Source organism: Oceanobacillus sp. FSL W7-1281 (genome assembly GCF_037969835.1).
GTDB classification, from domain to species: Bacteria; Bacillota; Bacilli; order Bacillales; family Amphibacillaceae; genus Oceanobacillus; species Oceanobacillus oncorhynchi.
The window spans coordinates 2095141-2110892 of sequence record NZ_CP150214.1 but is presented as its reverse complement, the minus strand read 5'-3'; the positions used below and the strand labels follow the sequence as shown (position 1 = coordinate 2110892).

Annotated in this window: 13 protein-coding genes; all 13 read right to left on the bottom strand. The window is 41.5% G+C overall.

What is annotated here, in order from left to right; all coding sequences use genetic code 11:
* Positions 1 to 27: 27 nt before the first annotated feature.
* Positions 28 to 3279: a carbamoyl-phosphate synthase (glutamine-hydrolyzing) large subunit gene (gene carB / locus MKX55_RS10550; RefSeq protein ID WP_339238028.1), complete on the bottom strand. Its 3252-nt coding sequence runs from the start codon at positions 3277 to 3279 to the stop codon at positions 28 to 30.
* A gap of 3 nt (positions 3280 to 3282) precedes the next feature.
* Entirely contained in the window at positions 3283 to 4476 is a 1194-nt protein-coding gene (locus tag MKX55_RS10545) for an aspartate aminotransferase family protein (protein WP_339238026.1), read from the bottom strand.
* Entirely contained in the window at positions 4469 to 5266 is a 798-nt protein-coding gene (gene argB / locus MKX55_RS10540; RefSeq protein ID WP_339238024.1) for an acetylglutamate kinase, read from the bottom strand. Before argB ends, MKX55_RS10545 begins: the two co-directional genes overlap by 8 nt.
* Before the next feature lie 9 nt (positions 5267 to 5275).
* Positions 5276 to 6496 (bottom strand): bifunctional ornithine acetyltransferase/N-acetylglutamate synthase, encoded by a 1221-nt coding sequence (argJ, locus tag MKX55_RS10535; RefSeq protein ID WP_339238022.1) that lies wholly within the window; start codon positions 6494 to 6496, stop codon positions 5276 to 5278.
* Between the two features lie 36 nt (positions 6497 to 6532).
* Positions 6533 to 7576: an N-acetyl-gamma-glutamyl-phosphate reductase gene (gene argC / locus MKX55_RS10530; RefSeq protein WP_339238020.1), complete on the bottom strand. Its 1044-nt coding sequence runs from the start codon at positions 7574 to 7576 to the stop codon at positions 6533 to 6535.
* A 318-nt stretch (positions 7577 to 7894) separates the two neighbouring features.
* Positions 7895 to 8863, bottom strand: a complete 969-nt coding sequence (locus tag MKX55_RS10525) for an alpha/beta hydrolase (RefSeq protein WP_339238018.1) — start codon at positions 8861 to 8863, stop codon at positions 7895 to 7897.
* A gap of 178 nt (positions 8864 to 9041) precedes the next feature.
* The gene (locus MKX55_RS10520; RefSeq protein ID WP_339184741.1) at positions 9042 to 10154 is read right to left on the bottom strand and encodes an ABC transporter permease; all 1113 of its coding nucleotides are present in this window, start codon (positions 10152 to 10154) and stop codon (positions 9042 to 9044) included.
* On the bottom strand, positions 10151 to 11407 hold the full coding sequence (locus MKX55_RS10515; RefSeq protein ID WP_339238016.1) for an ABC transporter permease: 1257 nt from the start codon (positions 11405 to 11407) through the stop codon (positions 10151 to 10153). Before MKX55_RS10515 ends, MKX55_RS10520 begins: the two co-directional genes overlap by 4 nt.
* A gap of 12 nt (positions 11408 to 11419) precedes the next feature.
* Positions 11420 to 12352: an ABC transporter ATP-binding protein gene (locus MKX55_RS10510; RefSeq protein WP_339184737.1), complete on the bottom strand. Its 933-nt coding sequence runs from the start codon at positions 12350 to 12352 to the stop codon at positions 11420 to 11422.
* Positions 12353 to 12535: 183 nt separating this feature from the next.
* Complete coding sequence (locus tag MKX55_RS10505) at positions 12536 to 13351, bottom strand: cytochrome c oxidase assembly protein (protein WP_256706208.1); 816 nt, start codon at positions 13349 to 13351, stop codon at positions 12536 to 12538.
* A 112-nt stretch (positions 13352 to 13463) separates the two neighbouring features.
* Positions 13464 to 14102 carry a response regulator transcription factor gene (locus tag MKX55_RS10500; protein ID WP_339238013.1) on the bottom strand — a complete coding sequence of 213 codons (639 nt, stop codon included), beginning with the start codon at positions 14100 to 14102 and terminating at the stop codon, positions 13464 to 13466.
* Positions 14103 to 14130: 28 nt separating this feature from the next.
* A complete protein-coding gene (locus MKX55_RS10495) occupies positions 14131 to 15204 on the bottom strand; it encodes a sensor histidine kinase (protein WP_339238012.1) in 1074 nt (357 codons plus the stop codon).
* A gap of 17 nt (positions 15205 to 15221) precedes the next feature.
* Positions 15222 to 15740 carry a DNA-deoxyinosine glycosylase gene (locus MKX55_RS10490; protein WP_339238011.1) on the bottom strand — a complete coding sequence of 173 codons (519 nt, stop codon included), beginning with the start codon at positions 15738 to 15740 and terminating at the stop codon, positions 15222 to 15224.
* Positions 15741 to 15752 lie beyond the last annotated feature (12 nt).

Below are 15752 nucleotides of genomic sequence, written 5' to 3'. Positions count from 1 at the left end.
TTTTGTCAGCCTCTATTTTTAATTATCCTATGATGATACACTGCCAATTTTTGGCTCGTGTTGATCCTTCTGCGTTCGCAATGTCTGTAAATACGTCTGTAAAGATTGAATATCTTCATTCTTCAAGTGCTGGTTTTGCCAAACAAGCTTTGCCGTTTCCAGACTGGTAAAATACGGGATATTAAGCTGCGTACAAAGCTCTCTTAACTGAAAGCCAAATCGTTCTTTATCTCTGCCGACGCTTGGCACATTAATCACATAAGCAGGCGGGTCCTGTAAAAACAGCTTTTTGAGATTAGCTAATTCCCGATCTACTGCTGCGGAAGGAATATGGTTTTTCTCCAGATAAGCACTCGTTCCCTGCGTAGCGATTATTTCTGTGTTTCCGGCAATTTCCTGAATAAACGGGATGCTTTCTTTCTTATGATGGTCACTTATCGATACAAACCATTTTTTTGTATCATGCAGCTTGTGCTGAGAAGGAAACACCGCCTTACGAATTGCTTTTTCCAATGTCACATCCATCCCGATAGCTTCCCCGGTTGATTTCATTTCCGGGCCTAAAATATGGTCAACACCTTTTAATTTATTTTTAGAAAAGACAGGTGCTTTCACCGTATAATATTCCGGCTCCTGGTAAGAAGTGAATTCTTTCATAAAATCCTGCAAAGACTCCCCTAATTGTGCATTGACAGCTAAAGCAACCAGCGGAATCCCTGTTACCTTGCTGACTGCCGGAACTGTGCGGGAGGATCTAGGATTTACTTCCAGAACATACACTTCTTCTTGGTAAAGAACAAACTGGATATTCATCATCCCGATAATCGGAAGCTCTCTGGCAATCTTTTTAGAGATTTGATAGATTTGCTTCTTTTGCTGTTCCGTCAGTGTTATCGCCGGGAATACGCTCGTGCTGTCTCCTGAATGCACCCCTGCTTTTTCGATATGTTCAAAGATTCCTGGAATAATCACATTTTCGCCGTCACTCACGACATCGACTTCACATTCCAGTCCAGGCATATAGGAATCCATTAATAATGGCCAGCATTGATCGTAGGTATCTACCTGTACTCTTTGTACATTGCTGAGTAATTCTTCTTTATTGTAACAGACAAACATCGACTGACCGCCAATCACATAAGATGGACGAATCAGAACAGGATATCCGAGCTGATGAGCCGCTTCCTTCGCTTCCTCCACACTATGGACAATTTCCCCATGGATGTGAGCAATATCTAATTGCTCTAAGAAGGTATAAAATTGCTCTCTGTCTTCCATTTTATCCATATTTTCAGGCGCTGTTCCTAAAACAGAAACACCGGCTTCTTTTAACTGATTCATAAGGTTAATAGCTGTCTGTCCGCCAAATTGGACGAGGACGTCTTGAATATTCTCTTTTTCCATGACACGTAGTACATCCTCCAGAGCCAATGGTTCAAAATAAAGGCGATCAGCTACTGTATAGTCCGTGCTCACTGTTTCCGGGTTATTATTGATCATAATTGCCTCATACCCGGCTTTTTGAAGTGCCTGCACAGCATGCACAGAGCAATAGTCAAATTCAACTCCCTGCCCGATACGGATAGGACCAGAACCGATAACCAGCGCTTTTTTCTTATTCGATACGGTCTGCACTTGATTGGAACCTGACCAGGTTGAATAAAAATAGGTAGAATGTTTCCCCGACGTTCCCGGGCATGTATCAACAAAACGATAATTAGGTGACAATCCATGATTTTTATAAAATTCACGGAGTACAGCCGGTTCAATATGGAGATGCTTTGCTAATTGGACATCACTGATACTATATTGCTTTGCCTGCAAGATTTTATCTTCCGTTATATTCCCCCAGCCGGTTGCTGCCAATTCCTTTTCCAATTGGATGATAGCTGCTATTTTCTCCAGGAAATAAGGCTGAATCAGTGTCCGCTTTGCAATCTCATCTACAGAGAATTGACGCCATAAGGCTTCACCGATAGCGAAAAGACGTAAATCATTCGGCTCTTCAAGCAATGCTGTCAATGCGTCATCTGACTTTTCGGCAAAGGCTGGCCAGCGGAGGGATTGAATATTCATTTCCAGAGAGCGGACCGCTTTATTTAATGCGCCTTCGAAGGTTTTATCTAAGGACATGACTTCTCCTGTTGCTTTCATTTGTGTTCCAAGCGTACGATCTGCTTCGGAAAATTTATCAAATGGAAAACGCGGGATTTTTACAACGGTATAATCCAAATCCGGTGTAAAATGAAGATAGGTCGCTCCGCTGACCGGATCAACTAATTCATCCAAATGATAGCCGACTGCACATTTTGCTGCCACTCTGGCAATCGGATAGCCTGTTGCTTTAGAAGCCAGCGCAGAAGAACGGCTGACGCGGGGATTTACCTCGATAATACAATATTCATTTGTTTCCGGATGGAAGGCAAATTGAATGTTACAGCCACCCACCACTTCCAGCGCACGAATTATTTTTATCGATGCGTCACGCAGGATTTTACTTTGTTCAGCAGTTAATGTCTGAGCAGGAGCGACTACAATGGAATCGCCGGTATGCACACCGACAGCGTCGACATTTTCCATATCACAAATAATTTGACAGGCGTCATTCTCATCGCGCATCACTTCATACTCCATCTCTTTCCAGCCTTTAATGCTGCGCTCAACAAGTACCTGCGTAATCGGGCTTAAATGAAGCCCCTTTGCCAGCAGCTCGCAAAATTCTTCCTTATTATTTGCAAATCCTCCGCCTTCTCCGCCAAGAGTATAAGCTGGACGGAGAATAACGGGATAGCCTATTTTCTCTGCAAACGTCAGGCCGTCCTCTATATTTGTCACAATTTGTGATTCAGAAATGGGCTCCTTGATGGAAATCATTAACTCTCTGAATTTTTCTCTGTCTTCCCCCTTTTGTATGGAAGCAATGGAGGTTCCGAGCAGGGTTACATCGTGTTTCTTCAGAATCCCTTTCTCATGAAGCTCTAAGGATAGATTTAACCCTGTCTGTCCGCCCAAGGTGCCAATTAAACCATCCGGCTTTTCCTTTTCAATGATTTTTTCGACGACCTCTACTTCTAACGGTTCTAAATAGACTTGGTCGGCGATGGTTTCATCTGTCATAATGGTAGCAGGGTTGTTATTGATAAGCACAACCTCCAGCCCCTCTTCCTTTAAAGCAAGACAGGCTTGCGTCCCGGCATAATCAAACTCTGCCGCCTGCCCGATAACAATCGGCCCCGATCCTAAAACAAGTACTTTCTTCATCCCTGGATGTATTGGCATATCTTATTCTCCCTTCTCCTCTATGTCTGCTGCAATAGCCGTTATCACTCCGATAAAAGTGAATAACTCTTCTTTCTCTGTTGTTAATGGAGGCAAAATACGCACGACATGCTCTCCTGCTGTTAATACAAGAACCTGTTTTTCTCTTAATTTCTCCACCCAGACCCCTGCTTTATTTTCAACTTCCAGCCCGATAAGAAATCCTTTTCCTCTTACCCCTTTAATAAGTGAATTGGTTTCAGCAATTTTCGTTAACCCTTCAACTAACAAGGTGCATTTTTCCTGTAAATCTTGTAAAAAAGCAGGGTCTGCAATTTGCTCTAATGTAGCCAGCCCAGCTGTTGCCGCCAGCGGATTTCCCCCAAAGGTGCTGCCATGGGTTCCTGGTGAAAAACTGTCCGCAGCTTTGTTTTTTGCCAATAATGCTCCAATCGGAAAACCAGAGCCTAATCCTTTAGCCAAAGTGATAGCATCCGGCTCAATATCGTACTGTTCATAGGCAAACAAAGTACCCGTCCTGCCGACCCCAGTCTGGATTTCATCGACCATAAACAGAATATCTGCCTGCTTACAATAGTCATACAGTGCTTTTATCCACTCTGCATCCGCTGGATGAACGCCGCCTTCTCCCTGAACCAGCTCCAGTAAGACGCCCGCTGTTTTATCGGTATCTATTTGCTCCAGCGCTTCCGGCTGATTAAACGGCAAATAAGTAAAACCAGGTGTTAATGGGGTAAAGCCATTATGGATTTTAGGCTGTGCAGTTGCAGCCATCGTATAACCGGTTCTTCCGTGAAAGGAGTTTGAAAAAGTAACAATCTCTGTTCTTTCCGGCTTCTGTTGGTCCTTTGCATATTTTTTAGCTAATTTGATTGCTGCTTCATTTGCTTCAGCACCGCTGTTACAGAAAAAGGCCTGATCAAAGCAGCTTAGCGAGACTAACTTTTCTGCCAATGCTTCCTGCTGGGGAATCTGATATAAATTAGAAACATGCCATAAGTTCTCTAATTGCTCGGATAACTTTCCCTGTACATAATCCGGCACATGGCCTAAACTGCATGTTGCAATCCCGGATGTATAGTCCAGGTATTTCACATCCTGATTATCCCATACATAGCTTCCTTTTCCTTTTACAATGGTAAGCGGCAAACGCTGATAATTTTTCATTAATGCTGATGTTGTCATTGTATTAGACATGCTCAAACTCCTTTTCACTTAAAATCGTCCCTACTTTTTCTCCGTCTAAATATTTCAAAATATCATTTGGTTCTAATCCATTTAAAATAACCGATTCCTCTACGCCGCCCTGCAAGCTTGCCAACGCCGAACGCACCTTGGGAATCATGCCGCCATAAATAACGCCGGAATCAATCAGTGCTTCTACATCCCTTTTCGTTAAATGATGGTGGATCACTTCTTTTTGGTCGATTGTTTCCATCACCCCGGGAATATTACTGATCAGAACAAGTTTACAGCCTAATGCCTCCGCTACTGCACCAGCCGCTGTATCGCCGTTAATATTGAAACGGGTTTCTCCCTCACCTGCTGCAATCGGGGAAATAACAGGAATACCGCCTGCATCCAGAATCATGTCGATCCAGGACGTTTCCACTTTGGTAACCTCTCCGACAAAACCAAGCTTCCCATTTTGAATTTGTTTTGCCTGCAGCAGGTTGCCGTCTACGCCGCTAAGGCCAATTGCTTTTCCATTTTGATTTTGAAAGGAACTGACGATTCGTTTATTGATGGTACCGCTCATTACCATTTGCGCAACTTCTAACACTTCTTCCGTGGTAACTCGAAGTCCATCGACAAATGTACTTTCAATATTCATCTGCTCCAGCGCCTGGTTGATTTCCGGACCGCCGCCGTGAACAATTACTGGTTCACAAATCTTTTTTTCTTTCAGCTCGATTAACAGCTCATAAAAAGTCTTTGGCAGCTCCTGCAAAATACTTCCGCCTACTTTAAACACTACTTTTGTCATTAGAACACCTCACGTTCGATAGGATGCGTTGATTTGTACGTAATCATAGGTTAAATCACAGCCCCAGACAGTTGCTTTCTCCACGCCGTCTGTTAACCCGATAAAAAGGTGAACCGTATCTTTAACCAATTCCTCTACACAATTCGGTTCATGGAAGGAAAGCAGCTGCCCTTCCTTAATAATCTGCTCTGAGCCAATTGCAAGCGATAGCCCCTGTTTATCAAATGCTACGCCGCTTGCGCCAAGTGCACTGATAATTCTCCCCCAGTTGGCATCTTCACCATAAATTGCTGTTTTCACCAGACTGGAGCCAATCACTGCTTTTGCCATCTGCGCCGCTTCCTGCTCCGATTTGGCCCCTTCTATACTTACTTCAACCAGCTTGGTTGCTCCCTCTCCGTCCTTAGCTATCATTTTTGCAAGCTCCCGGCTGACGAATTGCCATGCTTCCATAAATTGATGCCATTCTGGATGCTGCGGATGAAGCGTTTCATTATTCTGCATTCCATTGGCTAAGATAAGTACCATGTCATTTGTGCTGCTGTCTCCGTCCACTGTAATACGATTAAAGGACTGATCGGTTGTTTGTCTTAATCCCTGCTGAAGGCTTTCCGTTTCTACATTTGCATCGGTTGTAATAAAGGAAAGCATGGTCGCCATATTCGGATGAATCATACCTGATCCTTTTGCAGCGCCCGCAATGGTGATAACTTTTCCATTTATTTCAACCTCGACAGCAATATGCTTCGTTTTCGTATCCGTTGTTAAAATGGCATGTTCAAAATCAGCAGCTGCTTCGCTCTCCCCAATACGGGCGATAGCCCCTTTAATAACATCCATTGGCAGCATCTCGCCAATGACTCCTGTGGAGGCGACAGCGACTAAGGAAGAGTCAATTCCTATTTTTTCGGCTGTAAGCTGCTGCATTTCTAACGCATCCTGATAGCCTTGTTCACCTGTATACGAATTGGCATTAGCAGAATTGACAACGACTGCCTGCAGCTGGCCGGAATGCTTTAGTGCCTGCTGTGTTACATCCAGCGGGGCTGCCTGAAATGTATTCTGCGTATACACTCCCGCGGCATTTGCTGGTACATCGGAATAAAGCCAGCCGAAATCACGCTTAGATTTCCGCAGCCCTGCGTGTATGCCTCCTGCAGTAAATCCTTTAGGCTGATCAATATGTGCATTTTCTAAAATTTTAAATGACTTCGATAATGTATGTTCCACCTATGGTTTTCCTCCTCAAAGTTGTTCTCTTTTAGATTATGGAAATACTGGAATAAACTCCAATCCCATTGTCTCATCCCATCCGTTCATCAGATTAGCATTATGAATTGCCTGGCCAGCCGCTCCTTTTACTAAATTATCAATCGCCGACGCTATCACAATGCTGTTTGTCCGCTCGTCTACATACGCTCCAATATCACAGTAATTACTGCCCGTTACCCCTTTTGTTGCCGGAAAATGACCTTCTGGCAAAATACGGACAAAGGATTTCTCCTGATAGTATTCCTGTAGATAATCTAAAATGGAGGCGGTGGTTTCCTGACTTTTCAAATCTGCATATATTGTGCATAACAGCCCTCTTGTCATTGGAATCAAATGCGTTGTAAAAGAAACCTTTACATCATTATCTGCAAATTGGGATGCATAACGTTCAATCTCCGGGATATGCTGATGCTGACCAATTTTATATGGAACAACATTTTCATTTGCTGAAGAGAAATGGGCTTTTTCACTTAAACCTTTTCCAGCTCCGGAAATCCCTGTTTTCGCATCGATGCGAATACCCTCTGTCTGGATTTTTCCCCCGTCAATAAGCGGGATCAATGCAGATAAAGCAGCTGTTGGAAAACAGCCCGGGTTAGAAATAATCGATGCTGATTTAATTTCCTCTGTAAAAATATCGCTGAGTCCAAATACTGCTTTCTCCAGCACATCTGCAGAAGCAGGTTCTTTTCCATACCATTCCTTATATTCCTCTGAAGTAAGCCGGAAGTCGCCAGATAAATCGATACATTGAACGGAGGTATCCTGGAAAGAAGGAATAATATTTTTAGCGACACCAGCTGGAGTTGCTAAAAATAAAATATCAATCTCTTTTTCTAGCTCCTCGGTATTTAATGCTTCCATCTCTTTCGTAATAATACCGTTTAAATGCGGATAAGTAGCTGATAACTCCTCTCCTGCCTGTGATTGTGATATAATTTTAGTAATCTCGATTTCTTTATGTGATTGGAGAAGCCGGATAAGCTCGATCGCCCCATACCCGGTTCCGCCAATAATTGCTGCTTTCTTCAAAAACACTCTCTCCCTTGTCTGAAAAATGAATTATTCATTATTATAAATTTTTATGTATGTTTATGCAAGGGAATTTATAAATATTAATTAAATTTCTTCAAATTAATTGTTTTCTTGTATAATATATGAATAAAAAAAGACACTGACCAGGCTTTATGATCAATGTCTTTTTCTTATCACACATCTTATATAAATGGTATCCAAACCTTTGTATATCGGAGTTTTTGAAGCATCCTTAAATCAAGTTTCGTAGTATCTCAACTCAGATTCCTGTTATTTTCTCTTGTTTCTAACAGAAAAAATTTATGCAGTCCTCCTGCATCCTCATTCAGCTTCCCGCACAAACCGTTCCAGAAAATCATCCAATGTTTCCTTATATAATTCCTCATCTTTTACATAGGACTCCCCGTGGCTCGCCTCATCCACAAGCAGAAGCTCCTTTTCACTTTTGGTATTTTCATAGAGCTCCTCTGTCATCTCAGTCGGCACAAAGACATCTTCTTTTCCATGAATATATAAAATCGGAACTTCCGCTTTTGCAACTTGATCTAAAGCAGAGGCTTCCTTCAGCCCGTAACCGGCGCGCAGCTGTGTTACGAGACTGGTAGATGGGATAAACGGAAAGGAAGGCAAATGGAACATCCGGTCAATTTGGTAAGAGAATAATTCATTGACATCTGTATAGGAAGCATCTGCGACAACAGCTTTCACATTTGGCGGCAATTCCTCCCCGCTGGCCATTAAAACAGAGGATCCTCCCATGGAAACACCATGCAGCACAATTTCAGCATCATCACCGACACGTTCAATGACTTTGTCAATCCAATCAAGCAAATCTAAACGGTCATGCCAGCCAAAGCCGATATAATCTCCTTCACTCTCTCCATGTCCGCGCATATCTGCTGTAAAAATGTTATATCCTAAATCCTCATAATAATGCTGTCCGTATAAAGCCATATCTTTTCCGCGCCCCAAATAGCCATGGGCAAAGATAACCACTTTATTCGTAGGCTGTTCTGCTTCCAGATAATATCCTTGTAAATCAAGGTTATCATAGGAAGTCTGATGCCAAGTTTCAAACGGCTGTTCATCCGACCAATCCCGCCAATCACCTTCTAATAAAATATCCAGTGTTTCTGCTTCCACTTCCAGGTCATCATTATCATTTAGAAAATCTTTTACATTCCTTTCAATGGCGAGGTTATAAAAGAAAATCGCAGCAGCAAAATTTATAATAAGGAGTATCAGCACAACTCCTGAAATAATCCAAATCCATTTCTTCTTTTTCTTCACACCCTGACCCTCTTTTCTATCTAACATTCTAACTACCTATTATACTAGAAATTCCCTAAAGTATATAATCCAAGTTATGGGAGAAAGTCAGGAAATTTGTTTAATCGTACATATACAAATAAACGTATAAGGCTTTGCCAGCGCACAAAGCCTTATACGTTTTACACATGCTGTCTGATTAAATATGTCGTCTTTCCATTAAATGAATGCCTAGTCCGGTAAATAAGACAGTCATCAATGTTAAAATACTGATCGGCTGCAGGAGCTCTGTAAAGGAATAGCCATAAACTGCTGCTCCCTGAATAATATCTAAACCGTATTTGATTGGATTCAAATTTGCTAAAAACAGCAGGACAGGATTGCTGACAATTTCTAACGGCCAAAATGCGCCGCCAATCATGGCTAAACTTACTGTAATAATACTGATCGCTGCATTAAACTGCTCCACATTTTTAACAAGTGCTGTAATCAAAATAGACATAGCAACAATAGCTAAAGCATATGGAATCAGCATCAGTAAAATTTCAATCATTCGATCATTAAAGGTAATCCCCCGCCAGAAATAGAAGAAACTAAAAATAATTATAATTTGCAGATAGCCTTCTATAAAACTGTAAAACAGGTTCGCAATATACATTTCTGATTTCTTGATTGGCGATAAAATCATCCGGTCCCAGACACCCATTCTTTTTTCTGTCAGGATTTTGACTACCCCATATGCGATGGTATAAATAGCGAAAAATAATGCAAAGCCGCCCACACGATGTACATTATCATCATATTGCCAGGATTCCTCTCCTGAAAAGCTGTGTACCGACAAGTCAAATGTACCTTCCGAGGCAGCTTCCTGGTAGGATGAAACGACTTGACCCGCTTCCATTCCTTCTGCGTCTGCTGCCTCCCGGATTAATGCCTCTTGCATATCTGTTGTATATACTTCCTGGACCGTCTGTTGAATCAGACCTGCATTGGGAGATTCTACGCCTACTAAAATATCAAAACGATCCACAGATAAGATAACGCCCGTATCTGCATCCCCTTCCCTTAACTCTTCTTGCAATGCTTCTTTATCAACTTCATAAAAACGAAAGGCTTCCTGCTCCTCCAGAGAATGCTGGTAATCACTTGCTCCGTCTTCCACATAGACAGGAACTGGAATTCCGCCGCCTCCTTCCCCTACATTTAAAGAAGAAATAACCCAGGCAAACACAATCGACATTCCTGTAAAAAGGAGAAAAGTAAATGGATTACGAATAAACTCCCTTATCCGTGCTAATAATATGCCTTTCATCGTGTCGACCCCCTTTTTGGAAAGCTTATTGCAGCAACTATAATCATCAGAGCACCAAAACCAATCATGTAGATAAGATAATTTGAAATGTCCTTTATGCCGCTTCCTCGGAGTAACTGGATATAAGCACTTAATCCAGAGCCATTCGGTGTCATATTACCGATACGCTGAATCATTTCCGATAATTCTCCAATCGGGAAAAAGCTCCCTCCGATAAATGCAAAAATAGAAGTAACGACCCCTGAGAAAAAGCCAACAATCGCATCTGATTTAAAACGATAGCTGATAGCTGTTAATAGTACGGTGATCCCGCCTACAGCAACAGCATAGGAAAAGGTAGTTAACAAAAATGCCAGCATATCATGAAACGCGACTTGGAAAACAAAATAAGAAAAACCAAAAATAATCATTAGCTGAATAAAGGCAATAATCATACCAGAAATCAGGATGCTGAAGAAGTACATCCATCTCGGCATATCACCGACAATAATACGGTCAAACACCTGATCCTGCCTTTCTCTGGTTGCAAAGAAACCAATGGTAGAAGCAACATATAACCCGGTAAAAACTGCCATGGCAACCGTATAATAATCACGAGAGGAAATCGGATCCTGCTGTTCAATTTGTGTCTGCTCACCGACGTTTGTGACAGCCTGCATCTCATCTATATCTACAGCCAAATCATTTTCCTGCAGAAAAGCCTGTGTTGTCAGATTCTCATCAAATTGCTCCAAAATTTGTGATAAGACAGATGAGTAGATTCCATCCTCCTGATTGACATGCAGCGTTAAATCTGGTTTGGCAGTGCCCTGTCCTGAGATAGCCTGCAGCATATCATAGGTGAAATTTTCTGGTACTTCGATTAAACCGGAAAAGGAATCATCCGCCAGCACATCTGCTTTTTCGTCTTCCTGTATGACCTCTAATTCAATCATTTCCTGCAAATCTTCTCCTTGAAAAATATCCTCCCGGAGCATTGTAACCATCTGCAGGTCTTCGCTGTCACCAAACGCCTCTGCCGGCGCACCAATTGCTTCCATTTCATTGATAAATCGCTCAACCTGATCCGCTTCATCTTGATGCTCCAGCCAGGTTACTTTTAATTCAAGCTTTGGACTGCCGCCTTCCATAAACCCTGCCAATGCAAAGCTTAAAATAAGAATAAGGATAATCGGCAACCCCAGAAGTAAGAAAATCTGGACAGGATTACGCCATAGCAGGAGCAATTGTTTTTTAACTAGTTGAAATATCATAGTCATCCTCCTCTAATCACGTAATGCTCTTCCGGTTAAGTGCAGGAATACATCCTCCAGCGTTGGGGACTTCACATGCAGCGAGCGTAAAGAAATAGCATATTTCTCCGTCATCGAAATAATTTCAGAAAACAAATTGACTTCCTTTGGCGTAATTAATGTAATCTCTTTTTCTTCCACATGCACATTTGTCACCGATTCATGCTCCTTCAAATGGGCAATAAATGCTTCACTCCAATGGTCAGCCTGGATTGAAATCGTATTTTCGGAAGAAAGAATCTGCTTGATTTCCTCCTTCGTCCCAGAAGCAATTAAATTCCCCTGATCCATAATATAAATACGGTCACACAGATAATCTACTTCTTCCATATAATGGCTTGTATAGACGACCGTCATTTGATTTTCTTTGTTCAAACGTTTGACAGTCTCCAAAATATAGCTTCTGGATTGCGGGTCGATGCCGACAGTCGGTTCATCCATAATTAAAATTTTAGGGCTGTGGAGCATAGCCACCCCAATATTCAACCGTCTTTTCATCCCTCCGGAAAAAGACTCTACCAACGCTTTTCGCTTCTCTGTTAAACCAATTTGCTCTAAAATCTCATTCACCCGCTGTTTTAAATTTGAGCCCTTCAAACGATAAATTCTTCCAAAGAAAAGCAGGTTTTCTTCCGCCGATAACTGCGGATAAAGTGCGATTTCCTGCGGTACGACCCCAATGGCTTTCCGTAATGGAGACGGCTTTTTAATGACAGACTTTTTCAAAAACCGGACGTCTCCCTGTGTCGGCTCAATCAATGTAGAAAGGATAGAAATAGCCGTTGATTTACCAGCTCCGTTCGGACCGAGCAGACCGACGATTTCTCCCTGTTCAATAAACATATTTAATGCCTTTACTGCTTCTATTTTTTTAAAACGCTTTGAAATATCAACTAATTCCAGCATGTTAGCCCTCCTGTCAAATCTACTTATATTTTATCGTCTTCCCGAGCAAAACAACACTTTCCTCCGTCACTAATCGGATGGAAAAAAGTGACTCCAGTCATTTTTTTCATCCAACACTTCTTCTTTCCTTGCTTAACAAAAAAACAGCAGAACTGATTTTCAGCTCTGCTGTCATTAAGTAATTCATCCTTTTTCATTTTTAAATTGCCTTTGAGACCAAACCAGCGTAATAACGAATACGAGTGCGATGCTGAACAGAAAAATCAAAATTCCCATCTGCTGCTCATAAACCGGGTCAAAAGGCAGAAAACCAATATAGAATTCATCCGGCATTTGCAAATCGACCGGAATACAGACCCGTAATGATTCTAAAAAGACAGCCGGATCCTTGTAGGTTTGATAAATGCCTGAACCTGCTAGAAGACCATAAAAGCAATAGGGTAAGAATGCAGATATTTGAACGGCCGTTGCATACCATCTGACACGATTATTCAGCCAATAATAGAAAAATGCAGCCCAGAAATTCAATGCAGCCAAAAACAGACACATCATAAAGAAATGATTCCAGTACAGCTCTATTCTGGCAATATCAAACATAAATGGCAGATGATAACCGTAAAAAAAGACCGTCAGCAGGGTAATAGCTACTGCAGGCTTCCGGAAATAAGCAAGTGCGCTTTGTATCCAGCTGATTTTTTCACTGATCCACGATTTTGGCCTCCATCCAATAACAAGCAAGGGAGCCGCAACAAAAAGTAAACCGACAATTTGATACATATGTGCCTGCAAGGTCAGCCTGCCAATAATATTTAATGGACTTCCCACAGACAAAAATAAGACAACCATGCCGAAGAGAAAAGAGATAATATAAAGCATACCGCTCTTTCCCTTGGAAGGAATCATAAAAAAATAACAAACAATCATAAATGCACAAAACAAAAAGATTCCGCCATTCCACAGGGTTGAAAAATGAAATTCATCTAAAAATATTGCAATCATCTCTTCTTCACCAAACTTTTATTTAAGGTTACTTCTATTTTAAATTATGTAACGGCGGACTACAGCAGGGAATTCGTACAATTTCTTGACATTCGTTCTTGAAACTTCCTTTTTAAGAAATATCATGAGTAACCGCATAGATAGCGAGCTGCGTCCGGTCACGTAAATCAGTCTTTTGCAGAATAACAGAAATATGATTTTTTATCGTCCCTATAGAAAGATACAATTCAGCAGCGATTTCTTTATTCGTTTTTCCCTGTCCAACCTTTTTGGCAATCGTTCTTTCTCTTTCCGTCAGCTCAACGTTTGCTGCAGCGCTTGTTTTCTTAGATTGCTTTAACAATCTCGGCATTACTTTCGCGGTCACCTCATCATGCAGCACCAAGCCGCCCTTCATAACACTGTATACCGCTTCGATAAGCTTTTTGCCGTCAGAGGTTTTCAATAAAAAACCGCTTGCTCCTTCATTCAGTGCTTCCAGAGCATATTCATCGTCATTAAAGGTGGTCAGAATGAGAACAGGCACATCCGGCCACTGTTCTTTTATTTTCCTAGTCGCCTCAATACCATTCATATCCGGCATCCGGATGTCCATAAAAACAATGTCAACACGATGCGCGCTCATCTTTTCCATCGCTTCGAATCCATTACTTGCTTCGCAGCTTACACGAATCTGTTCATCCTGTTCCAGAATCATACGCAGTCCTTGACGTACGATTTCCTGATCCTCTACAAGCATCACGTGGAACATACATTATCATCTCCTTCCGTCATGAATATCAGCTGGGAATCCTTCCTGATAAAACAAACTTATCAGGTAACTGAAGAATCTCTAATTTCCCATCGAATTCCTCCACACGACTTTGCATATTTGTCAGTCCAAATCCCGGTTCATATGCTTTTACTTGATGTATTTTATTACTGATTTCAAAATGGATTGCCTGATCTGCAGATTTACTTAAAGTTACAAAAACCTCACGGCTGTTGGCATGGCGCATGGCATTGGTAATCCCTTCCTGAATCACCCGATAAAGAACAACACTTTTAGCATTAGAAATCGGCACGGATAAAACCCCTTTCTTCATCGTGAAATGCACATTCAAATGACTCTCACTTTCTAATTTCCGAATCAGCTGGACAACCGTTGCGATTCCTTCCGATTCCTCCAATTTTAAAGCTTTGACAGCATCTCTCGTTTCCTCCAGGCTTCTGTTTGCCAATTCCTTCATCTGTCCTGTTTTCAAATCCGGATATTGAATCGACAGCATTTCTATCTGCATCATTAATGCGGTCAAATGATGTCCGACAGAATCATGCATATCTCTGGCGATACGTGCTCTTTCCTCTGTTTTTGCATTTTTCTCCGCATCCACATGCTGCCGTTTCAGCTGCCTGTAGGAATCATTCAACTCCTCGTATAAATGCTTATAATACTGGTTATGACTCCATTGCTGATGCAGGAGAATACTTATTGCCAAAATAAAAATGCTTCCAAGAAATAATTCAAGGGAAATCGATGAAAAAAAAGAAAAGAACATACATGCTGCTATTGCTGCAGCTGACAGCGTATAATATGCCTGTGTTTCTACCTGCCTGGCAGCTAATACCAGCAAAAACCATATTAAACTGATAGAAAATAAAACATTATCTGTGAAAAAGAAACCGGCACATAGAATAACGATGATATTGCCTAAGAAAAGATACAACTCCTTCGTTCGAAACGATAAGAGAAAGAAAAAAGCCAGACTCAGTGCAAATAAAAAGAAATGATAAGGGATAAATGTACTGTTAAATAAGAGTAATCCAACCCATAATATTGAAAAAAGCAGAAATTGCAGCCAAAATTGTTTCATTCTGTCCCCCTCTGGATTTACGACCTTATATCTTCTAAATAGGTAGTAACTACACGCCACGCTTCTATCTTCTCTTCAAATGTTTTATTATATTTTCCAGGAATAGGACTTGTAGAAGGAAGCTTTATCACATCGACTTCCTGCTGGAGCACCGGAGCGATAAACTTCTGAAACATTTGATATGCTTTTGTTCCATTACAAGCGATCAGCTGAATAGTAGGATATGCCTTTAAAAGTCCTGCAATATCATTAGGTTCTTCTTCTTGAATATGCATATCCAGGCTCCCTTGCCGATAGCAATAGCCGACAGTATCCCATAACGCCAAGTGATACTTCTTCATTAAATGTAATTTTTCAGAATACGTCTCTACGGCTTTTTCATTTAAAATATGATACATAATCGGCCAGAAATGATTTCTGGGATTTCCATAGTATTCTTGTTCTTTTAATGACTTTTTACTCGGCATGGAACCGACAATCAGCACTTTAGGCTGATCCCCGATAACCGGCGCAAATGATTGAAGCTTATCCATCATAGCCCTCCCCGC